Here is a 23791-nt window from a genome sequence, read left to right as displayed (position 1 = left end):
AAATCCCTCCTTAAAGCTGGATCATCTATAAAAGGAAACAGGCAGTGATAAAAGTAGCAAGAAAACCGATCATGACCGGAGGAATATTTTTTCTGGCAAGCTCCAGGGGATTTACGCTGCAGATGGCTGCAACGGGTATGAGCCCCCAGGGGACGATGGTACCTCCGCCGACGAAAATTGCGGCAATCTGTCCCAGGGTAGCCAGAATAGGAACCGAGGCCCCAACAGCCGTACCAAAGGTGTGGGCCAGGGAGCCGGTAAGAGGAAGCCCGGAAAAACCTGAGCCATCCAGGCCAGTTAAGCCTCCGATCACCAGCTGGAAAAAGGCTGCCATATATTTATTGAGAGGAACGTTGTGAGCCAGCCAGATGGCCCAGTCATTCATAATGCCTCTCTGGAACTGATCTCCCAAGATGGAAGAGATCCCTTCTCCTCCTAAAAAGAAAAAGGCCCCGATGATGATGACGGGAGCAAAGATCCGTATGGCAAAGAGAAAGCCTTCCGTAACGTAAGACGTCACCTTTTCCAGAGATTGTTTGCCAAAACCTAAAACTGCCCCAATGCACATGATCAGGACGGCTGTTCCGGAAACCATACTGGTGGCATCTCCTCCCTTTAGGTCAAAAGCCAGCATAAGAAGGATGTCGGCCAGGAAAAGAAGAGGGGTCAGGATCGCCATTACAACCGTGGCAATACCGGTATCATGGTGTTCGGCCGTATTCTGGATATGGACTTCCTGACAGCAGGCTGCGATTTCGTTCCTGTTTAACAGATATGCAGAAACTACTGTAACAATGCCCATTACGAAAAACAAAGGCCGCCCCTTGGTCAGGATGTCAGAGGCTGAGATGGAGGCTGCGCCTGCGGAAATGGCCGGAGCGCCCTGGATGACAAAATCGTAACTTAATGCAATTCCATGGCCGAATAAGTTCATGGCCATGGCGGCCGCCAGAGGATCCAGACCGGCTTTGACTGCAAAGGGCAGCATGATCGCCCCCACCAAAGCCACGGATGGGGAAGGCCAGAGAAAAAGGGAAAATACCAGCATGGTCCCCCCCAGGATCCACCAGGTGAGGGATGGTGATTTCATGACCTTTGACATGGGAATCATCATCAGATAGTCGCTACCCAAGTCTTTTAAGCATTTAGACAAGGCTGTGACAAGGGCAATGGTGGCGATGATATCCATAAACTCCCTGGAAGCATATAAGATGGCGTTGAATACGGTCATGATGCCTCCGGTCAGAGACTTAAGGCCTACAAGGCCAAGGAGGAAGAGAAAAAGGATACAGACCAGGGGCGTATCCTTCCGGAGAACCATGACAGTCAGGATTACAATGACGCCAATGAGATAAATATAGTGCAGAGGTGTGAGCACCAGATAAGGATCATACATAGGAACCACTCCTGTGAAAAGAATATATTCTATACTATGATAAAAGAGAAAGGACAGTGTGATTTTTTTTCTGCCAGAACTTGAAATTTTCCTGTTCGCCTTTTATACTGGGTTTTATAAAGGAGAGGCCTATGCAGATAACATCCGTACATATTAAAAATTTTAAATCCATACAGGATATGGAGATTCAAAATGTGGAAAATGCCCTGATACTGGTGGGGAAGAACAATACGGGAAAAACAGGTGTCTTAGATGCCATACGGGCAGCTGCGGGTGCCTATGAAGTTACGGAAGAGGATTTTAACGAGAAGAAGCAGAATATAGAGATCACCATGACCCTGGCTATTACGCCGGAGGATCTGGCTTCCTTTCACAGAGGAGGGGTGGTGAGCCAGTATAAGCGGTTCGTTGCATGGCTCCATGATTTTGAAACAAAGCTTCCTTCTTACCGGGAAGGCAGCCTGACCTTCACTTATCAGATCAACTGGAACGGGATCGTCCGGTTTAAGGATGGATACCGGAAGAATAACCGGTATATCAGGGATATCTTCCCCAGGCTCTACTACATTGACTCGGAACGGGATTTAAACCAGTTTCAGAATGATCTGCTGCTTTTCCAGGAGGATGACCAGCTGTCAAAGCTTAGGGCCCACGTGTGCATGTTTGACAGCGCCAGGGAATGCAACCAGTGCTTTAAATGCATTGGACTGATCAACCAGAAGAAGCCGGAAGAGCTGCAGATCTATGAGACGGCTAAGCTGCTGGAATATAAAATGTATCAGTTAAACTTAAATAATTTTGCCGAAAGGGTCAATGACAATTACAGAAAAAACGGCGGCTATGAGGAAATCCGCTTTTCCTTAAACTGCAATCCCTGTGAATTGTTTAAAGTAACAGCGGAGACTTATCATGAGGAGCGGGGAAAGCTAAGCTCCATAAATAACTTGAGCAATGGCATGAAAAGCCTTTATATGCTGTCTCTTTTGGAAACTTACACAGAGGGCGAAAAACGGATTCCCAGCATTGTCATCGTAGAAGACCCTGAGATTTTCCTCCACCCCCAGCTACAGAAAATATCCAGTGAAATCCTTTACCGGTTATCCAAAAAGAATCAGGTGATTTTTACCACTCATTCTCCCGGAATGCTGTTTAATTTCACCAGACGCCAGATCAGGCAGGTGGTGCTGGATCAAGACGGCTATTCCGTTGCCAGGGACAAAACCGATATCGATGCCATTCTGGATGATCTGGGTTATGGAGCCAACGATCTTTTAGGGGTCAGCTTTGTGTTCATTGTGGAGGGCAAACAGGATAAGAGCCGTCTGCCCCTGCTGTTGGAAAAATATTATTCGGAAATCTATGATAAGGAGGGAAACTTATCCCGGATCTCCATCATCACAACCAACAGCTGTACCAATATAAAGACGTATGCCAATTTAAAGTACATGAACCAGGTATATTTAAGGGATCAGTTCTTAATGATCCGGGATGGAGACGGAAAGAACCCTGAGGAGCTGGCAGGCCAGCTTTGCCGTTATTATGACGACCGTAGTCTGGAGGAAGTTGACAAGCTTCCAAAGGTCACTAGAAAAAATGTGCTTATATTAAAGTACTATTCCTTTGAAAATTATTTCCTGAACCCCAAAATCATGGCAAAGCTTGGAGTGGTGGAAGACGAAGATGCATTCTACCGGACGCTGTTTGATAAATGGAAGGAATACCTTTACCGGTTAAAGAGCGGTAAGCAGTTTGCAGAGGCGGTGGGGAAGGATATGGAATCCCCGGAAGATTTAAAGGCCCATATGGAAAAATTTAAGATTTATATGAGGGGACATAATCTGTATGATATTTTTTACGGGCCATATAAAAAGCAGGAAGGGGAGCTGCTGAAACAATACATTGATCTGGCTCCCCGGGAAGATTTTAGCGATATTTTAGATGCTATTGATAAGTTCGTTTACTTTGAAAGCAGGAAGGCAAAGGTATGAGTTTATTCTTCCAGATCAATTTCCCAGTCCCTGAAATAATATTTCATATCCCGCTCGCCGATTTCCCTTATAACCCTGCATGGGCTTCCATAGGCCACTACGTTTGCCGGGATATCCCTGGTTACAACGCTTCCGGCTCCGATTACGCTGTTTTCGCCGATCCGGACGCCTGGAAGGATAATGGCTCCGGCTCCGATCCACACATTGTCCTCAATGGTTACGGGGACGTTAAACTGGATTTGTTTTTTTCGGATATCGGGGCGGATGGGATGGGCGGCTGTGTCCACCACTACGTTAGGGCCGAACATGACGTTATTTCCAATGTGGATATCGGCGTCATCCACAAGGGTTAAGTTAAAGTTTACATAAACGTCATTGCCCATGTGAACGTGCCTTCCCCAGTTGGCGTGGAGCGGGGGTTCTATGTAGCAGTTTTTTCCGATTTCGGCAAAAAGCTTCTTTAAGATTTCCTGCCGTTTTTCGCCTTCGGATGGGCGGGTCTGGTTGAAATCATAGAGGATTTCCAGACAGCTGGTCTGCTCCGCAATCAGGGCATCATCAACACAGTCATAAAGCTTTCCGCTTCTCATTTTTTCTTTTAAATCCATGTAAACCTCCTTGGTAATGGGGCTGTCGGGCGGACAGCCTTCTTTTTTATTTATTATACCTTGTCCATGTTTAAATGTCTATTTGATCAAATGATTTGCGGTAGGTAAGAGTATTTCTGGCTGTTGGGTTAATTGTGCCATAAGTCCGCAGTGCAGCTCGCGAAACCTGCGGTTTCGCGAGCTCACGGGCATTCGCCCTATTTCGCACTGCTCATTGCAAAAGTGCAAGAAAGTGCTATTAGTTGGACAAATAAGCGCACGCTTTTTTCGGGTATGTATATTATAATCAGAATAAGAGATCTTTCGAGGAGGTATCAGGATGAATTATCTGATTGGAATTGATGTGGGGACATCGGCAACGAAGACCGTCCTGTTTGATGAAAAGGGCGGTGTGATTGCTTCCGCTTCCAGGGAATATTCCCTTTATCAGCCTAAGAACGGCTGGGCGGAGCAGAAGCCGGAAGACTGGAGAGAGGCGGTTCTTGATACCCTTTCCCAGGTCATGACGGAGTCAGGGGTTTTAAAAGAGGATGTGAAAGGAATCGGAATCTCAGGTCAGATGCACGGACTTGTGATGCTTGATGAAAAGAATGAGGTGATACGTCCCTCTATTATCTGGTGTGACCAGAGGACCGCAGCTGAAGTGGAAGACATGCTTACGCTTATGCCCAAAGAGCGCTGGATCGAGATCACCGCGAATCCGCCTCTTACCGGCTGGACGGCGGCCAAGATTTTATGGGTAAGGAAGAATGAGCCGGATAATTACGGAAGGTGCAGGCACATCCTCCTTCCTAAGGATTATATCCGTTACGTATTAACCGGAGTCTTCGCTACTGAGGTTTCTGATGCCAGCGGAATGCAGCTTTTGGATGTGCCCGGAAGATGCTGGTCCGAGGAGGTTTTAAATAAGCTGGATATTGAACCAAAGCTTTTGGGGGAAGTGTTTGAATCCTGTGAGGTGACGGGAACAATTCTTCCTGAGATCGCCGAGAGAACCGGACTTTTTAAGGAAACAAAGGTCGTGGGAGGCGCCGGAGACAATGCGGCGGCTGCAGTCGGGACAGGGGTTGTGAAGGATGGAACGGCCTTTACCACCATAGGAACCTCTGGGGTCGTGTTTGCTCACAGCAGCCAGGTTACCATTGACCCGAAAGGAAGAGTCCATACCTGCTGCTGTGCGGTTCCGGGAGCATGGCATGTCATGGGAGTGACCCAGGGGGCGGGGCTGTCCTTAAAATGGTTTAAGGATAATTTCTGCCAGGATTATGTGGAAGAAGCAAATAGTCAGGGGATTGATGTTTACGATCTCATCAACCGGGATGTGAACCAGGTGGAGGCAGGAAGCGATAAGCTTATTTATCTTCCGTATTTAATGGGGGAAAGGACTCCTCATCTGGACCCGGACTGCCGGGGAGTGTTTTTTGGACTTTCCGCCATACATACAAGAAAGCACATGCTGCGGGCCGTAATGGAAGGGGTTTCTTATTCTCTCAGCGACTGCAATGATATACTTAATGAAATGGGAATCAGGGTAGGAGAGATGATGGCATGCGGTGGCGGCGGAAAGAGCCAGGTATGGCGCCAAATGTTGGCGGATATGTATGACTGCCATGTGAAAACAGTGGCCCAGACAGAAGGGCCGGCCCTGGGAGCCGCCATTCTGGCCGGAGTGGGATGTGGGATATTTGAGAGCGTGGAAGCTGCCTGCGATGCCCTGATCTCTGAGGATAAGTCAACAGGCCCGGAGGAAAAACAGGCCGGCCTCTATAAGAAATACCATCAGTTATATAAGAAACTGTATGAGGATTTAAAGGACAGCTATAAGAAGCTGGCAGCTTTGTAATTAACCGCAAAGAGAAAACAGGAGGGTGAAGATATGCGTTTTTTTATCGATACGGCAAATGTGGAAGAAATCAGAATGGCCAATGAAATGGGAATTATCTGCGGGGTCACTACAAATCCTTCCCTGATTGCAAAGGAAGGCCGTGATTTTAAGCAGGTGATCGGGGAGATCGCATCGATTGTTGACGGGCCCATCAGCGGAGAGGTGAAAGCTACCACGACTGATGCAAAAGGCATGATAAGGGAAGGCCGGGAGATCGCGGCGATCCATCCTAACATGGTCGTGAAGATCCCTATGACGGTGGAAGGCTTAAAGGCAGTGAAGGTTCTGACTGCAGAGAACATCCCAACCAACGTTACCCTGGTGTTTTCCGCTGCCCAGGCGCTTTTGGCAGCAAGAGCTGGAGCCGCCTATGTCTCCCCATTTTTGGGACGTCTGGACGATATCTCCATGCCGGGGATCAATCTCATTGAAGACATTATGGAGATATTCCAGATACACGGGATCGAAACGGAGATCATTGCAGCCAGCGTGCGCAATCCGATTCATGTGATCGACTGTGCCAGAGCGGGAGCAGATATTGCAACGGTTCCGTATAAGGTACTGGTTCAAATGACGCAGCACCCACTGACTGACCAGGGAATTGAAAAGTTTAAAAAAGATTACCTGGCTGTGTTCGGAGAATAAAAAAGGAGAGGTAAAACCATGGGATTATCAATGAAGCCAGTGACAGATCCTGCCTTTCGCACTTATGGGAAGGTGGTTACAGGGTATGATGCAGGAGAACTGTTGGAAAAAATGAAGGAGACGCCCCTTCCGGAGGATGTGGTTTATGTTCCTTCCGTAGCAGAATTTGAGGAGCTGGCGGTTTCTAAGGAAATGGAAAAGAAGCTTTACGGTCAGCTGCCCATCCAGGTAGGATACTGCAACGGCCACAATAAGAAGCTGAATGCAGTGGAATACCACAGAAATTCAGAGATCAATATTGCTGTGACGGATCTGGTTCTGATTTTAGGAAGGCAGCAGGACATTACCCTCGATTATGTATACGATTCAGGCAAGATGGAAGCATTCCTCGTTCCGGCAGGAACTGTGATCGAGGTTTATGCCACGACGCTTCATTACGCGCCCTGCCATGTGGAAGAGGGTGGTTTCCGTTGTGTGGTGATCCTGCCAAAGGATACCAATACGGAGCTGGAGCCTGCCGGGGAAGCAGTGAATGAGGAAGACAGATTGTTGTTTGCCAGGAACAAATGGCTCATTGGACATAAAGAGGGCGGACTTCCGGAGCAGGCTTATATTGGCATATCAGGAGAAAATCTGTCTATTTGACAAATGCTTAACAATAAAATCAAAGGCATATAACCCAAGTGAAATGCCTGAACAATAACAGGAGGAGTCATAGAATGAATAATATCCCGGAATTAAAAGTAGGAATTGTAGCGGTAAGCAGAGACTGTTTCCCGGAATCCTTATCAGTGAACAGAAGAAAAGCGCTGGTAGAGGCATATAGTGCAAAGTATGATGACGAAAATATTTACGAATGTCCTGTATGTATCGTAGAAAGTGAAATTCATATGATTCAGGCTTTGGAGGATGTAAAGAAGGCTGGTTGTAATGCACTGGTTGTATATCTTGGAAATTTTGGGCCTGAGATTTCAGAAACCCTTCTTGCAAAGCATTTTGACGGACCGGTCATGTTTATCGCAGCAGCAGAGGAAAGCGGAGATAACTTAACCCAGGGACGCGGGGATGCGTACTGCGGAATGTTAAATGCCAGCTATAATCTAAAGCTGAGAAATGTCAAAGCATACATACCGGAATATCCGGTGGGAACGGCGGAGGAATGTGCCGACATGATCGAAGAATTCCTTCCCATTGCCAGAAGCTTAATTGGGATTTCCCAGTTAAAAATCATAAGCTTTGGCCCCCGCCCCTTAAACTTCCTGGCATGCAATGCCCCCATTAAACAGCTTTATAACCTGGGCGTGGAGATTGAAGAAAACTCTGAGCTGGATTTATTTGAAGCTTATAATAAGCATGCAGACGATCCAAGAATCCCGGATGTGGTAAAGGACATGGAAAAGGAATTGGGAGAAGGAAACCAGAAGCCGGAGATCCTTCCAAAGCTTGCCCAGTATGAGCTCACCCTTCTGGATTGGGTGGAGGCCCACAAGGGATACCGGAAATATGTTGCCATTGCAGGAAAATGCTGGCCTGCATTCCAGACCCAGTTCGGCTTTGTTCCCTGTTATGTAAACAGCCGTCTGACAGGAATGGGCATCCCAGTTTCCTGTGAAGTGGACATTTACGGAGCTCTCAGCGAGTTCATCGGAACCTGCATAAGTATGGATGCCGTAACTCTGCTTGATATTAACAATACGGTTCCCGCCGATATGTATGAAGGGGATATTAAAGGGAAGCATGACTATACCCACCAGGATACCTTTATGGGCTTCCACTGCGGAAATACATGCTCCAGAAAGCTTTCCGCCTGTTCCATGAAATACCAGATGATCATGGCAAGAGCACTTCCCGAGGAGGTTACCCAGGGAACGCTTGAAGGCGATATTGCCCCTGGTGATATCACATTCTTCCGCCTACAGAGCACTGCGGACAATTTACTCCGTGCATACGTTGCCCAGGGGGAGGTGCTTCCCGTAGCCACCCGTTCCTTTGGCTCCATCGGAGTTTTCGCCATTCCGGAAATGGGAAGATTTTACCGTCATGTACTGATTGAAAAGAACTTCCCTCACCATGGGGCAGTTGCTTTCGGGCATTACGGAAAGGCTATATTTGAAGTGTTTAAATACCTTGGGGTAGAAGAAATCGGATTTAACCAGCCCAAGGGAATGCTTTATAAAACAGAAAATCCATTTGGTTAAAAAACGCGCTATATTCTTTAATAGCAATGCTGTAAAAGGAGGAAGGATTCTCCCGCATAGGGGAATCCTTCCTCCTTTTTGTGCATCCATTGAAGTGAGAATAAAAAGATTATATGAATGCTCATTAATCTAAAAAGATCAAAAATTTAATAATGCCATTTAAAGCTTAACTATTATCGGAAACATCATTTTTAGCCAGTATCTGATGGTTTATTTCTTCTATGAGCAATTCTATAAAAAAGTAAAAAGTAGGTGCATCATCCAAAACAGATTCGTCATATAACCTTGTGATACAGGGAAGAATAACCTTAATATCTGTATATCTGGATATGGGTGAATTTTCAGTCATGGAAATTAATATTACTTTTACACCCCTTTTACGGAAAGTGCAAACACTGTCATGATATACTTTTCCGCCGCTAATGGAAAAAATAATGACTGTATCCTCTTGAGTCAACATTTCTCCAAAAGCCTCTGTGGTGCTTAAATCATTAATAGCATGGGCATCAATACGGCATCTGTTTAAACGAAATTCCAGCTGTTGTGCAGAAAAGAAAGAATGATAATGCCCTAATATAATAATTCTTTTTGATCTTAGGATAATTTCCGCAATTTGTTTTAGCTGAGAAGAATTGTATAAAGTCTCTAATTGGCTAAAACAGTTAAGATATTTTCTGAAAGCAGAGAGCGAATCCCCATCTTCTTCGTTAAGGTGTTTTTTTGTTATGGCATGAGGAGTATTCATATATCGGTTCATTTCATATTTGAATTCTGAAAAGCCAGTATACCCAAGCTTTTTGCATAACCTTACAACATTGCTGCGGGAAGTATTGCAATGTTCTGCCAGTGCTTCGGCTGAATACCGTACAACATCCACCGGGTATTGGATTGCATATTCAGCAACAAGTCTTTCGCCTACAGTAAAGTTTGACATATTATTATTTATTTTTTCTAAAATATTCATGGTTATATCTCCTTCATCTATATAATAACAAAAAATATGTACAAAGTCCAATGAACAAATGACCGAAAATATATTGACCAAAATGTTCGAAAGGTGTATTATAAAGATAACAGCTGTATTCCCGGGAAATTAATACGATAAAAAGAAGGAGAAGAAAAAATGAGCAAAAATTATGAGCAAATGTCAGAACAAATTATTGCCTGCTCTGGGGGAGGGGATAATTTCCTTACTGTAACTAATTGTGCAACAAGGGTGAGAGTTACATATAAAAATATGGATGCAGTTAACATTGAGGAAATGAAAAAAATTGAAGGGGTTTTATCGGTTATTGTTAATGATGGGGTCCAAATTGTCGTAGGTCCGGGTGCCTGTAATAAAATTGCAGATATTATTCAGAAAAAATTGAATGTATCTGAAGATCCGGAAATAGCTGACATTTCTGCCGATACAAATGTTTCAAGTGCAAAAAAGAGAAAAATAAATATTTTCAGAGTCTTTTCAGATATTTTTGTACCAATATTACCGGCAATGATTGCCGGTGGTGTTTTACAAGGATTAAATAACGTGCTGAAGAACTATGCCGTAGTGAAAGCTGCTGAAGCCGGCATAGAAGCCTTGGGTGATTTGACAGCGGCTCAGGTATGGCTGCAGAATTACCATTTACTTAGTCTGAGTAATATCATTGGAGTAATTTATACAGCCATATTTGGTTTCCTTGCAATTTATGTAGGTTATACCTCTGCAAAACAGTTTAAGATTGAGCCTGTATTGGGGGCGGTGTTAGGAGGTATTACATTACAAAGTGCACTAACCGGTGTTGGGGCAGTACCTGGTCAGGGCGGATTGATTGGTGTAATTCTGGGTGTATTTGTAATGTCATACATTCAAAGAGCGGTTAAAAAAATAGTGCCAAATGCAGTCGATGTAATCTTCACTCCGGTACTTACCGTTTTGATAATAACTGTGCTTATGGTTAAAATATTTATGCCTATATGCGGTGTATTATCATCGTCAATTGTAGAAGGACTTATGTGGCTGCTTAATACCACAGGCCCAGTGGGCGGATTTGTATTATCTGCATTAGCTCCTCTTTTAATATCAACCGGGCTTCATCAGGGCCTGACAGCCATACACATGGAAATGATTAATAGTACGGGATATGCACCGCTCCTTGCAGTTCAGGTTATGAGTAATGCAGGAATGGTAGGAGCATCATGTGCGATCTTTATTATGACAAAACAAAAAGCGGTAAAAGATGCCTGTAAAGGTGCCATACCGACCAGTTTTCTTTGTGTTGGCGAACCGGTTATCTATGGAGTGTGCCTGCCGTCTGGATTTGGCTTTGTAACTGGTTCAATCGGTGCTGGAGTCGGGGGCTTTTTTATTAGAACCTTTCATGTGGCGTTTAATTCAATGGGTATGGCAGGGATGTCTGCAATACCGCTGGTTGCAGATGGCAAATATCTGTATTACATTATTAGCTATTTTGCAGGTGCGGCAGCTGCGTTTGCATTGACACTGATTGTTGGTAAGGCAAGGCATTACCAATAATAATTTTATACAATTCATTTTGGGGGAATTATCTAGAAAGCAAGAGGTTCAGAAAAAATGAGAGCAATTATGGTAATGTTTGATACCCTAAGCAAAAGGTTTTTATCCACTTATGGATCGGATTGGACAATCACACCCAATTTCAAACGTTTAGAAGAAAAATGTGTGATATTTGATAATTTCTATGGTGGAAGTATGCCCTGTATGCCGGCAAGGAGGGAATTACATACAGGACGGTATAATTTTCTGCACAGGGGCTGGGGACCTTTAGAACCTTTTGACTGTTCTATTATGGAAGAATTGAAACGTGCCGGAATCTATACGCATTTAGTAACGGATCATTCCCATTATTTTGAAGACGGCGGTGCAACCTATCACAACAGGTATGATACATGGGAAGGTTTTCGGGGGCAGGAAGGGGACCGGTGGGTGCCGCAGATTTGTTCAAATCCGGAACTCAATAAAAATCCCTTGAACAAACAGGGAATTTCGGCTGTACAGCACTATGCAAACCGAAGCAGGATCACTTGCGAAGAAGATATGCCAAGTGTAAAGACCATAAATGCAGGACTTGAATTTCTTGATTGTTATAAAACAGAAGAAAATTGGTTTTTGCAGATTGAGTGTTTTGATCCTCATGAACCTTTTTATGTGCCGGAAAAGTATCGCCAGCTTTATCATTGTGGAATCTTGGAAGAAGCATTTAACTGGCCGCCTTATAAACTTGTAGGCGGTAATGAGACGAAGGATAAATTAGATGATCTGAAAAAAGAATATGCTGCCCTTATTACCATGTGTGATTATCACCTGGGACGTATCCTGGATTTTATGGATGAAAATAGAATGTGGGAGGATACGATGCTTATTGTAAATACAGATCATGGGTTTCTGTTGGGGGAAAGAGGTTTCATGGGTAAAAATTATATGCCTATGTACGAAGAAATTATTCATATTCCTTTCTATATGCATGATCCAAGGTATGAAAAAGAAAAGGGCAGAAGAAGTGAGTTAGCCCAGACAATCGATATTGCACCAACACTATTGGAATATTTTAATGTAGATTTAAAAGACTATGAAATGGATGGCAAGCCATTGACGCCGATCGTGAATGGTAATAAAAAAATCCATGATAACATACTTTTTGGTATACACGGTGGTCATATTAATATTTACGATGGAAAACACATGTTGATGAAATCGCCGGAAAAGATAAATCAACCTTTGGTGAGCTGGACCTTAATGCCTGCAAATATGAGGGGATTTTATAAAAAAGAGATTCTCCAACAGGGTGTTTTGATAAGCGGAGGACGTTTTACAAACGGAATCCCCTGTATGAAATACGAGGAACAGGTTTATGTTGATCCATTGCAATTTGGTGATTTACTATTTGATTTAGAAGCAGATCCTGAGCAGGAGAATCCGCTGGATGATTTAAAAATCATGCAGGAAATGTGTGTTAAGTTAAAAAAAGCAATGGATAAGGCAGAAGCTCCTGAAGAAGAATTTGTACGAATTGGTTTAGTGCATAATTAGTCAGTCAATACAAGAATTTCATGGCACATCGGCTATAACATGTATAGAATGTTGTAGCCGATATAAATTTATTAGAATGGAGATTTAAAAATGGGACTATTTGATAAATTCATAAAAATAACGAAGGAAATTCCAACACAAGAAGTTTTAACTGCATATGCAGAAGGAGAACTGATATCTATTAAAAATGTAAATGATCCCACTTTTGCTGAAGAAATATTAGGAAGAGGTGTCGCAATTAAACCTTCTAAGGGAGAATTGTATGCGCCGGTAGACGGGACTGTTGCTATGCTGTTTGATACTTTGCATGCAATCGCTCTGACAACAGAAATGGGCCAGGAAATTCTGCTACATATCGGTATTGATACCGTGGAATTAAAGGGAAAATACTTTTCTGCAAATGTAAAAGTGGGTCAGAAAGTAAAAGCAGGAGAATTAATGATCCGCTTTGAAAATGAAATAATACAGGAATTAGGATTTGATCTGGTGATTCCAATGATAGTAACTAATAAAGAGAAATTCAGCAGTTTTCAGTTAGAAGATCCCCATACTGTTAAAATCGGTGAGAAAGTTATGGTAGTATCCAAATAAAAAAGTGATATATAGTATCATCAAATGGCGAAGGATTAGACTATTAGGAAAGAATTATAATGTTATAAATCAAAAATGCGGATTCCGTAGAATCCGCAAATATGGCATCATTAGTTATAAGCAACACAATCATTAGTTTTTGATTATATCATTCCCTTCATAACCAGGACAGCCAGAATACATGTTATTAAAATGACTGCTGCAGTAAGGGTCATACCAAAATTAAAATTCCGCTTATTTGGTGCAACCGTTGTAGCAGGAATCATAAGATTGGATTTTCTCAACGTGGTTACCAGAGGTTTATAGATAAGAAGAGTCAGGGCTGTGTTGATTCCTCCCTTTAAAAGGTTAAAGGGAACAAATGCCGGGAGAATGAGTTTTACTACGGCTTCCCGCGGATATCCCATGTAAATCGGGGTGATGAGGTAGTTCCACAAAACCATGACCAGGGTCATGAGAAGGGTACCTGCCACCATGCCAAGGAATGCTCCCAAAAGGGAATGTTGTTTCTTATAGAGATAAGCCGCCGGACAGACAAAGGCAACCGTTGAAAGTACGTTCATGATCAGTCCGATGATCCCGGTGCTGCTGATAGTAAACATTTCTATAAAAGAAACGATGACGGAGATCAGCGCCGCTGACATTGGCCCAAATAGGAAGCCGCCGGTAAGGATGATAATATCCTTGGGCTCATACTCCAGGAAAGGCAGCATGGGGATCAGCGGAATCCGGATCGCCACAACGGCAACAAAGGCCAGTGCGCAAAGCATGGCCATGAGAGTGAGTTTGCTTGTGTTCTTTGTCATATTCATAGTAAAGTCCTCCTGAAAATAAGTAACACCTGAAAGTATGCCTTTCAGGTGTTAAAAATAGACAGGTGTATTATCACTATTTAACACATCTTCTTTCATCCAGACTATACTGTCGGTATTGGAATCAAACCAATTCTGCGCAATTTGCGCTCGCGGACTTTACCGCCGGTCGGGAATTTCACCCTGCCCTGAAGACAACTATATTCAAATGTTCTTGAATTATTATAACATTTTAAAAAATAAATGCAATATGTTGTTGCAATTTTTTTAATGCTTTGCTATAATATCGGACATAGGGGTATAGCTCAGCTGGGAGCGCGAGATGTCCGGTAAACGACCCCTCAAAGAAGAAGTAGATTTAAAAAAGTAAAATGCTGGAAACCCAGATAAATAAAGGGTTTTCGACCATATGGGGGTATAGCTCAGCTGGGAGAGCGCTTGAATGGCATTCAAGAGGTCATGGGTTCGAATCCCACTATCTCCACTAAAACAATAGGCCACAGGCATTAAAGCTTGTGGCTTTAATTATAATTTATAGGGACGGGACACTAGGTAAATCAAGGGCAAAAAAGGTACATTTCCAGTTTAAAAATGTACCTTTTATTACGAGGATTATTATAAAATGACAGGTCTGTTGTAAACACAGGCAGTATTGGTTTGAATTGTGAGCCAGCATCAGATTTTTTTTACTGATGCTGGCTTGTTTCGTTTGTTTATAAACCATTAAAATTCAAGGTATATATTTTTTGTAAACATATACCTTTCAGATGCCACGAAGATTATTTTATATAAACTTTAACAACGTATAAGTTAATAGGTTTTGATGTAGGAGTCATGTATAAAATTTAACAAAATCATCCTTTATAATGTAAAAAAATATGGTATAATTATTATATTTAGATCGATTGAGGGGTGATTTTGTGGATAGAGCTATAAATGATGCTACTCTAGTAAAAGCAGGAGATATTTTTCAATATTATATAGCATTACGTGATTGCTTTAAAATGAAAACTGGTGATAAATTACAGATTGAGGTTAATGGGGATGTTAGTCTTATTGCAGAATCATCTAAAAACTCATATCAAAAAGAGGTAAAGCATCATTTTGGCAAAAAACATCTTAGAGATAGAGATGAGGATTTTTGGAAGACTTTATCAAATTGGTATATAGAGTATAATAGAATTTCCCATTTTTCTAATTTGATATTACATACTACGGCAATTATATTATCAAACTCACCTTTTAATAATTGGAATAATAAAAAGACTAAGGATAAAATTGATCAATTAAAATCAATCGGAAGCATAACAAAAAAGAAAGAAAATTCATTTAGAAAATATTATAACAAAATTTTTGACGAAACCTTATACAATGAAGACAAATTAATAAATATTTTAGAACGGTTTACAATTGAGTCTTCTCAAACACAAATTACGGGTGTGTCTAGCGAATTTAGCTGTTATATAGGCTATATTCCGGAAATAAACCGAGACAATTTTATTGCAGCATTACTAGGAAGAATTCTTTCCATAATAAAAGAACCTCCGCATCGTTGGGAAGTTACTAGGGAAGAATTTGATTTGATGTTACAACAGGAATCACCTGCTTATTCAAACCCGATTCAAAAACCGTTACCTACTGAGTTTGCAGAAATAGATATCCCTAAACAAAGTGTAGAAACATTACTTCAGAAACACTTTGTTGAAGCCATTAGAAAAATTGAATATGATAAGCAAATTCCAGATGCTGTGTCTGATTACTGGAAAGCTGGTATGACCATTATGAGATATTTTAGAGATGACTTATTATACCTTAAAAGTTTGCCAAGGTATAAAAATGAATTAGAAAAGAAGTTAAAATATACAAAAGACGGCAAAGCAATTGAGACAGAAGGAATGGATAGAATGGCAAAAATTAAGCAATCAAAGTTGATGTACATCAGTGTCATGGGCTGGGATGCAAAAGATTTTGATTCTATAATTAGAAATCAAGGATATTTTCAAAGAGGAATTATCCATACCATAGTTGATGATAGGAAGATTAGTTGGGATGTAGGTGAAGACAATGAGTATTGAAAACATACAGATTTTATCTATGAATCCTCATTTTCATGGATTGCTTTTGCAACTATTTTTATCTGGATATAACAAACCATGTGAAATTAGATTAGCATTTATGGCATTACCTATTATAATGTATTCTGAGTCAAGAAAAAAATTAGCTTCAGCAAAAAGTACAAGCAAAATGGAAACATTATTCAATAAACCTGAAATATTAGTAAATGATGTAAAGATATCAGGAAAAGTAAAACTTTCAGGATACTTGGAACGCTATCAACAAATTGCTCCTTTATCGAAAAAAGCGCTTATAATTTTATATTCCAAGAAAAAGATTGTATTGAATCAAGATAAGATTGTTTTAATAGAATCAAAAAGGTATTCTCAATTTGACGGGAGTATACGAGAATGGGCAAAAGCGGCTCATTACCTTGGCATCATTTTTGCTAAAACTAATGAAGATCATTTGAACTATTTTTTGGGGGTGGATAGGTAATGAAAAGTTATATTAAAGCTATTATGATTTTTAATGAATCGGGAGACCTACGTCAAGTACCGATGGAGCCAGGAGTTAATATTGTTACAGGGGAATCTAAAACTGGTAAAAGCGCCCTTGTTGAAATAATAGATTATTGTTTATGCAGTTCACGATGTACTATACCAAAAGGGAAAATAACGGATTTTGCATATCTTTATGTCATGCCTATGCTGATTAATGAAAATACATATGTAATTGCCAGACATAAATGGCAAGATGGCGGTAAAATGCATGTATTAAAAGAATCTAAAGATTTTAAAATAGACAATATTACGTTGGATTATTTTACAAATAAGCCACAATTAGCTGTAAAAGATGCACAGTATGAAATTGAGTCTGCATTGGGTCTCTATGTAACTAATATGGTTGCTGACGGAGAGAAGCAAGGGAAAAAGGCCTCTCTAAGAAATATGGTGTCTTACCTATTTCAACACCAAAATCTAATGGCAAGCAAATTTGCTTTGTTTTATAGATTTTCAGATTTCTACAAAAGAAAAGACATAATAGAACAGTTTCCTGTTTTTGCCGGGATGATTGGTCAACAGTATTATAGTGATTTAATTGAATTAGGAAGCTTAAAAGCTCAATTAAAGAAAAAGATAAAAACGCAAAATGCCTATGAAAAGAGTTCAAATTATGTAAAGGAAAACTTACAACCAATTATGCAGGATTATTATGCCTTATTGGATATTCCGTTTAATTTAGATATTACAACGCAAAAATTATTAAGACTTGCTTCTGATTTACCTGAGTTTGATGATTCAAAGCTTTTTAATGAGAATGGTATAGCGGAAAGATATCATAATCTCAATAATCAGTTGGAAGAATTAAGGAATAAAGAACGCGATATTTTACTTCAAATCGACAACTTGGATGATGCAGGTAAAAATGGAACAGAATTTACTCAGATGCTACAGGATCTTAAAGAGCAGACCACTATTTCAGAATTTTCTGTTGATAAGTATACATGTCCTATTTGCGGAAATAAATGTGAAGAAATTTCACAAGATGATTCTGATTTATTAGAAGCTACGTCATGGTTAGATAAAGAGCTTGAAATTACAAGCAAGTATACAAGTGATTTCTCGGAAGATATTAGAAAGCTAAAAGAAATACATGGAGAAATTGAAAGCAATATAAAAAGTGTTTGGCAACAAATCAAAAACATTGAACATAAATTTATAAATTCTAAGGAACTTGTTTCTAAAAGAGAAAAAGTCCATTATGCTAAAGCTAGGATTGCCTTATATACTGATATGGCTGATTCAGGCTTGTTTGAGAGTGTGGATGAAGATATAAAAGATTTAAAAAATAGGATTTCATTATTAGAAGAAAAGATTAATGGTTTTGATATTGATACAAAAAAGGCTAAAGCGCAAACATTTTTGGCTAATAATATGAATAAATTGTCGCTTACATTAGACTTTGAAGAAGAGTATCGACCGATAAATTTGAATTTTGGATTAATTGACGAAACGTTTGACATCTATCAACATCAAAAGAAATTTGAAAAGATTTATTTATATGAAATGGGTAGTGGCGCAAACTGGGTGTCGTGCCATATAGCTCTCTTCTTGAGCTTTTTAAGGTATTTTGCTACGCAAGAACAATCACATATGCCACTAACTATGTTTTTTGATCAGCCTAGTCAAGTGTATTTTCCACAGGGGCCATTTATTAAAGATGAAAAGAAAGAGCTATCTCAGACTGATATGAAAGCAGTTAACCAAATGTATAAAACAATATTTGATGAAATCAATAATATTGGAAAAACAACAGGTATTCTCCCACAAATATTGATTGTAGATCATGTTGATGGTAAAGACTTGGAGGTAAAGAATGAGTTTTTGTCTTATGTGCGGAAGGATTGGAGAAATGGTGAGGCACTAATTTAATTTGGTATGGGAGAAAGAAATGAATGACTCGGTATATGTACGTTTGGGGTTTGAATTCGAAAAAATTGTTTCTCAAATATTTGAGAAACATGGATTTTCGATTACTATAGCAGATTTGAATTGCGAGCAAGATTATGATATTGCAGCAGATGGGGTAAATAACAAATTAGCTATAGAAGTAAAGATAAGTAGAAATATTAATATCTCAAGACAGATATTATTGAAAGCTTCTCAAAGATTGGAAACGGCGGCAGTAAGGACTGGGAGAATTCCTGTTCTAGTTGCTGGTGGTGTGGTGTCAAAGTACTTACGAGACGAATTAGAAAACATTAAGGATTTTGTTGTATGTGATATACAAAATTTGCTTTACTTGGTTAAAGATGATGAAGTCCTCAGAAGTAGATTAGTAGCTATATTAAGCTTTTCAATAGATGATTTAGAAGCTATCAAACCAGATAAAATACTTGCTTACACTGTGCCAATACAAAATAAGTCAGCAACTTTAGTTAAGCAGTTGACAAATAAATTAAAAGTTTGGAAGCCTGAAGATGGAGATAGTGCTGGATATGAAAAATTGTGCACAGAAGTTTTGCAAATTCTTTTCTCAGAAGATTTGAGCCTATGGAAAACTCAACAAAAATCAAATAGTGATTTATTTAGATTTGATTTAATATGCAAGGTTAAGGACAATAACGAAAAAGAATTTTGGAACATGGTTGAGAAGTATTTTCAAAGTAAATATATAATTTTCGAATTTAAGAACTATACGAACGAAATTACACAAAAAGAGATATTTACCACAGAGAAATATCTATATTCAAAAGCACTAAGGAGAGTAGCTATTGTAATATCTACAAAAGGAACAGATAAAAATGCCGATAGAGCTATAAGGGGGATTCTTAGAGAGGAAGGAAAATTGATAATTAGTTTATCCAATGAAGAATTAATTCAGATGTTAATGCTTAGAGAAAATAATGATATTCCATCCGACTATTTAAGCAATAAGTTGGATCAACTTTTAATAGATTTAGAAAAATAATTTTTTGCAGAGTAATAAACTGAATATAAGCACTTTATATGCTTACTATTGAATATCATGTAGTTTTTTTGCATACGTCTCAAACAGATAGCAACATTCCTTAGCATAGCTAATTATCAAAGAGACAAGACCAATTATAAAAATAATCCTTTTGTATGAAACGATTGAAAATACTGGTTTAATTGAAGAAGCTATACCAGAAGTATTCGGAACTGACGATAGTTGTTATATCATGACCATATTGGAACTTGAGATAATGTTTCACTTATGGTCATCAGATAGGGATAGATGCCTTGAACTACTGCAAAAGATGATAACAGGAAAAAAAGAGGATGTGATGCATAGTTGCAGCATTTCAAAAATTTTTAGAAATATGGGATTATACGCTCTACATGGTATTGCCAGAGAGCTTAACTATTTCCAGATAGCACTTGAAAATCTGGGGAAAGAATTGGGTAAGACATAACACTGAAATGTGACGTCTATGATAAGTGCAGATATATCTTCCCCATAAATAAGCTTCTGAAAAATCATTATATAGTGCATTATGAGCAAAATTGAAGTCACAAGTCAAACCGAACTTCTAATATGTTAGAGTTGAATGAAATGACAAAAGGGGAAGATGTTTAAGCAAGATAATATGATAAAGTGAATTGTACCAGGGGATTCTATATCAAATAAGATATTTGCAATACTTCAAAAGAGAACAGATTATTTCTTGCATTTATATTTACGAGTATTAGTAATAGGAGGTAGTAATGAATAATGAGTTTAATCTAGATAAAGAACTTAAAAAAATAGATGAAAATATCGATGAGCATTTATTAAATTTTGAAAAGCCTGACTTCATGCACTCAGCAACTTATATAGTTCTTTATGATATAGAAGAATATAATCACCTGATTGTAAGGCTGAATCAAATACGATATTCAGCCACAACATATCAAGAAAAAGCTTCATTTATTTGCAAATACAAGAGAGTATATTTTGCTAAAAGGCGAAAATTTTTAAGGCTGTTGAAAAATTTAAAAGAGGGAAGTCTGAATATCAGATATAATGAAGAACTAAATGAGAATATCGATTATGTTAGATCTATGATTCAAGTCAGCTACTGTTATAATAACGATTTGCCTGTAATAAGTAACGTGAATTCTTTCATTGAAGCAAAACTTAGAACAAGAATATATGAAATAAACAATGAAATTTATAAGCTTAATAATTTCCCTCATGAATATATCAATACAGAAAGTATGTTTATTGCACCTTATAATCCAACTAAATATGATCGTGATATTATTTTTTATAAAGATGTCTTTATCTGTAATAAAGAACATCATCATTTTGGTATCTTCTACAATGAAAATACACTGGATGAAACAAAAAGAGCAATTCTGAATATTCTTGCTTATTTAAATGCAGAGCCTTATTTCTATTTCTCTGCAAATTCAAACTTTAATCGTAAGCTTGATGAATTGTATAAGCAATTTGATTTAATGGATATGATTAGGCTTAGAAAGAAAGACTATTTCGACTCGAGAATAGAGGAACCATTTCACCTTGAGTCACCAATATTGAAGACAAAAAAGGGTTTTAATTTCATTGAGATTAAACCTGTTCAACATGAGATGATTTTCGAGTTATATCATGCTTCACTAAAACAGTTTGAATCATTACCTAGATGTGTTTTTTTATATAGAGCATTTGAGTATGGAAACAATTTCTATTACAATCAGACATATAATCCAGTTGTTGCTAATCCAGAAGCTGTGTTGAACCATTTGTTTAGCCTAGCAATGAGCCATAACTTTATGCCACTTTATTATACTGATTTCGGAAGTTATGTTTCAGAAGATAATAGAACTGTAATCAAAAAAAGAAAGGCTGCCTATAGGAATTTTGTGTTAGCTTTAAAATCAGAAGCTGATAAAATTGTGGAAGTATGGAGCCATCATACCTTTTTACATAATAAATCTGTTGGAGAAATAATATATAAAACAGGTAGAAATGCTTCAGCTCATGGAGGAGCTGGGGAACATAATGCAAGATATGATTACAATAATAATTATTGTCATATAAATGATGTTAACATTGTTCTTGAGTTAATTGTAAGATATTTGATTGAGAAGATGAATCCTCATATTGTTGAATTAGTTGAGCGTCGTAAGAAGTTCTACATACAGTATCATGGTTATGAGAAAATATTTGAGCGTGAATGATTACCTTGATAGCGTAGATCTGGTAGCATACGCCGGAAATGAAGTACGTTGAACCGTATCACAAAGAAAGTGTTTTTTTATTGGGTTGAATTGTCAAATCGTAGTGTAGATGCATCAATAAGGGGTTATATGTATCAATAAGTAATAATAGCCAAGAGATAATAGTACAAATATCATGAACAACAACGCTTAATTAGATTGGAGATTTTACTTATGAAGAACACGTACGCCTATGTAGAATGATTTATAGAATAAGTTTCACATTATATTTAGTGGGACAAGTATACGTCATAGATAATGTATAACATAGACCAGGAGGATAATATGAATATTGATGATGACTTTAAAGAAATAATGGACTACGCGCACTTCTGGAATTGGTTACCTGATTGGGGGGTGGTTCAGGAAGTGTATCAAACAGTTCCAAATTCCTTTTCTGTTTTAACCCCATTCGCATATTCTTACTTAGAAGAATTGATAAGATCTACAACATCAGAATATGGAATTGAGATACTTGATAATTCAGGGAAACCCAAAAAGCGCAAAGTAGGTATCGGTCTAATAAATCTTGCTATTTCTGAAAATAGTAGCAATCCAGGTTACGTTGCACTTCTTGAAAAGACAAAGGCTTATTTTTCGTCTTCGAACCCTATAGATAAGGGAGATAATCGTAATAATGTTGTTCATGGTTATATGCATCCTAGATTTTGGGACAAAGAATCGTTTGAGAGCTTACTTCACGACATCGCCACACTTTCAAAATATTCAAAATTTTGAGATATGTCAGTTGCGCATTATGTTTATAACCAACTGACTGATCTAGTTCCAATTATTTATAAATATAATAATAGCAGGAAACTCTTGATATGTGTCTGTCAATCCGTAAGACTCGAATTATTGATCGTTATTGAAGGTGCAACCAGTGTAACTATTTAGGTCGAGAAAAACATGATTATGTGTATCAAAGTTATAATTTTAAAACAGTGAACGGGGTGATTGATAATGGATTACGAAGAATGGTTTGAACAAGTAAAGAGTCGTCTTGAGAGCAAACGACGAGACGGAGTACATCTTGCTATGTCTGTAATTGGCCAAACTCTATGCAAGGAAGATTTATATATTTTAAGTATTATAGATAAATGCCTGAGGCTAATAGACGGTTTTACAGCTATGTTGGAGCAGCGAAATTTGACTTGTGCTGGAATATTTTTGCGCGTCCAGATTGATAACTGCATGAGAACATATGCATTATATATAGCTGAAAATGTAAATGAGGTCATTGAAAGTGTTCTGGATAGTAATATTCAACTTAACAGACTAAAGGCGAAAGACGGTAGTCGTTTGACGGATCAATATCTCCGACAACAGCTTGAAAAAATTGATAAACGTTTTGGAACGGTATATAAATCAACATCTGGTTATATTCACCATTCTGAAAAATCATTTTTTCTCATATCATCTGCAAAGGAACCAAATATTTTGGACCTTGACTTGGGACACCCCCTTCCTGAAAAATTCAATCAATTATTTCAGGAATGTGCTGAAGCGTTTCTTTACTTTGTCCAATTCCAATATAAATTAACACAGCCTGTTGTAGAGTCTAAACAACGCCTTGATTCTGAAAGCTGAGCATACAATAGGTAAGAATATAGTCACTTTGAAATACGCTAACTAGGATAAGGAACGATGGATATTAATATTAATTTGTTTTGCTAAGATGTAGAGGTTCTTTTTATAAGTATAGATATAACACTTTACATATATGAGTTAATAATTTGCAATTAATTGAATTCGATTACTAACTACAGTATTGACAAAATTTCGTGAATTTTTGTTTATCCCATAAAAAATTCTTGTTACATTAAATTGCTTGAA

At 38.8% G+C, this 23791-nt stretch carries 20 protein-coding genes, 1 tRNA gene and 1 riboswitch; of the genes, 17 read left to right on the top strand and 4 right to left on the bottom strand.

What is annotated here, in order from left to right; genetic code table 11:
- Positions 1-25: 25 nt before the first annotated feature.
- Positions 26-1396: a citrate transporter gene (locus AC27IJ_RS08690; RefSeq protein WP_312442321.1), complete on the bottom strand. Its 1371-nt coding sequence runs from the start codon at positions 1394-1396 to the stop codon at positions 26-28.
- 131 nt (positions 1397-1527) lie between these two features.
- Between AC27IJ_RS08690 and AC27IJ_RS08685 the strand changes: the two genes are divergently transcribed.
- Positions 1528-3384 (top strand): ATP-dependent nuclease, encoded by a 1857-nt coding sequence (locus AC27IJ_RS08685; protein WP_312501038.1) that lies wholly within the window; start codon positions 1528-1530, stop codon positions 3382-3384.
- A gap of 2 nt (positions 3385-3386) precedes the next feature.
- Here AC27IJ_RS08685 and AC27IJ_RS08680 read toward each other — a convergent pair whose 3' ends face one another.
- On the bottom strand, positions 3387-3992 hold the full coding sequence (locus tag AC27IJ_RS08680; RefSeq protein WP_312442325.1) for a sugar O-acetyltransferase: 606 nt from the start codon (positions 3990-3992) through the stop codon (positions 3387-3389).
- 319 nt (positions 3993-4311) lie between these two features.
- Between AC27IJ_RS08680 and xylB the strand changes: the two genes are divergently transcribed.
- The 4 genes from xylB to AC27IJ_RS08660 all read left to right on the top strand — a co-directional run bounded on the left by xylB (position 4312) and on the right by AC27IJ_RS08660 (position 8720).
- Entirely contained in the window at positions 4312-5835 is a 1524-nt protein-coding gene (gene xylB, locus AC27IJ_RS08675; protein ID WP_312501039.1) for a xylulokinase, read from the top strand.
- A 33-nt stretch (positions 5836-5868) separates the two neighbouring features.
- Positions 5869-6522 carry a fructose-6-phosphate aldolase gene (gene fsa / locus AC27IJ_RS08670; protein WP_312442329.1) on the top strand — a complete coding sequence of 218 codons (654 nt, stop codon included), beginning with the start codon at positions 5869-5871 and terminating at the stop codon, positions 6520-6522.
- An 18-nt stretch (positions 6523-6540) separates the two neighbouring features.
- Positions 6541-7167 (top strand): DUF4867 family protein, encoded by a 627-nt coding sequence (locus AC27IJ_RS08665; protein WP_487148421.1) that lies wholly within the window; start codon positions 6541-6543, stop codon positions 7165-7167.
- 74 nt (positions 7168-7241) lie between these two features.
- A complete protein-coding gene (locus tag AC27IJ_RS08660) occupies positions 7242-8720 on the top strand; it encodes an L-fucose/L-arabinose isomerase family protein (RefSeq protein ID WP_312442333.1) in 1479 nt (492 codons plus the stop codon).
- Between the two features lie 166 nt (positions 8721-8886).
- Here the strand turns inward: AC27IJ_RS08660 and AC27IJ_RS08655 are convergent, their stop codons facing one another.
- Positions 8887-9684 (bottom strand): MurR/RpiR family transcriptional regulator, encoded by a 798-nt coding sequence (locus tag AC27IJ_RS08655; protein ID WP_487148419.1) that lies wholly within the window; start codon positions 9682-9684, stop codon positions 8887-8889.
- Between the two features lie 159 nt (positions 9685-9843).
- Here AC27IJ_RS08655 and AC27IJ_RS08650 point away from each other — a divergent pair, with 159 nt between their 5' ends.
- From AC27IJ_RS08650 to AC27IJ_RS08640, 3 genes are all read left to right on the top strand, one after another.
- On the top strand, positions 9844-11235 hold the full coding sequence (locus AC27IJ_RS08650) for a PTS transporter subunit EIIC (protein ID WP_312501044.1): 1392 nt from the start codon (positions 9844-9846) through the stop codon (positions 11233-11235).
- 57 nt (positions 11236-11292) lie between these two features.
- On the top strand, positions 11293-12768 hold the full coding sequence (locus AC27IJ_RS08645; RefSeq protein WP_487148416.1) for a sulfatase family protein: 1476 nt from the start codon (positions 11293-11295) through the stop codon (positions 12766-12768).
- 90 nt (positions 12769-12858) lie between these two features.
- Positions 12859-13359, top strand: coding sequence for a PTS sugar transporter subunit IIA (locus AC27IJ_RS08640; RefSeq protein ID WP_312442338.1), 501 nt, complete (start codon positions 12859-12861; stop codon positions 13357-13359).
- 143 nt (positions 13360-13502) lie between these two features.
- Here AC27IJ_RS08640 and AC27IJ_RS08635 read toward each other — a convergent pair whose 3' ends face one another.
- Complete coding sequence (locus AC27IJ_RS08635; protein WP_312442340.1) at positions 13503-14171, bottom strand: ECF transporter S component; 669 nt, start codon at positions 14169-14171, stop codon at positions 13503-13505.
- A gap of 83 nt (positions 14172-14254) precedes the next feature.
- Positions 14255-14371: riboswitch (FMN riboswitch) on the bottom strand.
- A 211-nt stretch (positions 14372-14582) separates the two neighbouring features.
- On the opposite strand from AC27IJ_RS08635, the gene AC27IJ_RS08630 reads away from it, so the two are divergent.
- The 9 genes from AC27IJ_RS08630 to AC27IJ_RS08590 all read left to right on the top strand — a co-directional run bounded on the left by AC27IJ_RS08630 (position 14583) and on the right by AC27IJ_RS08590 (position 23545).
- A tRNA-Ala gene (locus AC27IJ_RS08630) sits at positions 14583-14655 on the top strand.
- Positions 14656-15091: 436 nt separating this feature from the next.
- Positions 15092-16246 (top strand): ABC-three component system protein, encoded by a 1155-nt coding sequence (locus AC27IJ_RS08625; protein ID WP_487148413.1) that lies wholly within the window; start codon positions 15092-15094, stop codon positions 16244-16246.
- The gene (locus AC27IJ_RS08620; protein ID WP_487148412.1) at positions 16236-16724 is read left to right on the top strand and encodes a three component ABC system middle component; all 489 of its coding nucleotides are present in this window, start codon (positions 16236-16238) and stop codon (positions 16722-16724) included. Before AC27IJ_RS08625 ends, AC27IJ_RS08620 begins: the two co-directional genes overlap by 11 nt.
- Complete coding sequence (locus AC27IJ_RS08615; protein ID WP_487148410.1) at positions 16724-18661, top strand: DUF3732 domain-containing protein; 1938 nt, start codon at positions 16724-16726, stop codon at positions 18659-18661. Before AC27IJ_RS08620 ends, AC27IJ_RS08615 begins: the two co-directional genes overlap by 1 nt.
- A 19-nt stretch (positions 18662-18680) precedes the next feature.
- Positions 18681-19700: a hypothetical protein gene (locus AC27IJ_RS08610; RefSeq protein ID WP_487148408.1), complete on the top strand. Its 1020-nt coding sequence runs from the start codon at positions 18681-18683 to the stop codon at positions 19698-19700.
- Positions 19701-19851: 151 nt separating this feature from the next.
- Entirely contained in the window at positions 19852-20166 is a 315-nt protein-coding gene (locus AC27IJ_RS08605; RefSeq protein WP_487148406.1) for a hypothetical protein, read from the top strand.
- A 292-nt stretch (positions 20167-20458) separates the two neighbouring features.
- Complete coding sequence (locus tag AC27IJ_RS08600) at positions 20459-21916, top strand: hypothetical protein (protein ID WP_487148404.1); 1458 nt, start codon at positions 20459-20461, stop codon at positions 21914-21916.
- Between the two features lie 324 nt (positions 21917-22240).
- Positions 22241-22693 (top strand): hypothetical protein, encoded by a 453-nt coding sequence (locus tag AC27IJ_RS08595; RefSeq protein WP_487148402.1) that lies wholly within the window; start codon positions 22241-22243, stop codon positions 22691-22693.
- A gap of 225 nt (positions 22694-22918) precedes the next feature.
- Complete coding sequence (locus tag AC27IJ_RS08590) at positions 22919-23545, top strand: hypothetical protein (RefSeq protein WP_487148400.1); 627 nt, start codon at positions 22919-22921, stop codon at positions 23543-23545.
- Positions 23546-23791 lie beyond the last annotated feature (246 nt).

Source organism: Lacrimispora sp. YZC11 (assembly GCF_057543815.1).
Note: the sequence above shows the minus strand (reverse complement) of the source record. Positions and strands in the feature narration are given on the sequence as shown.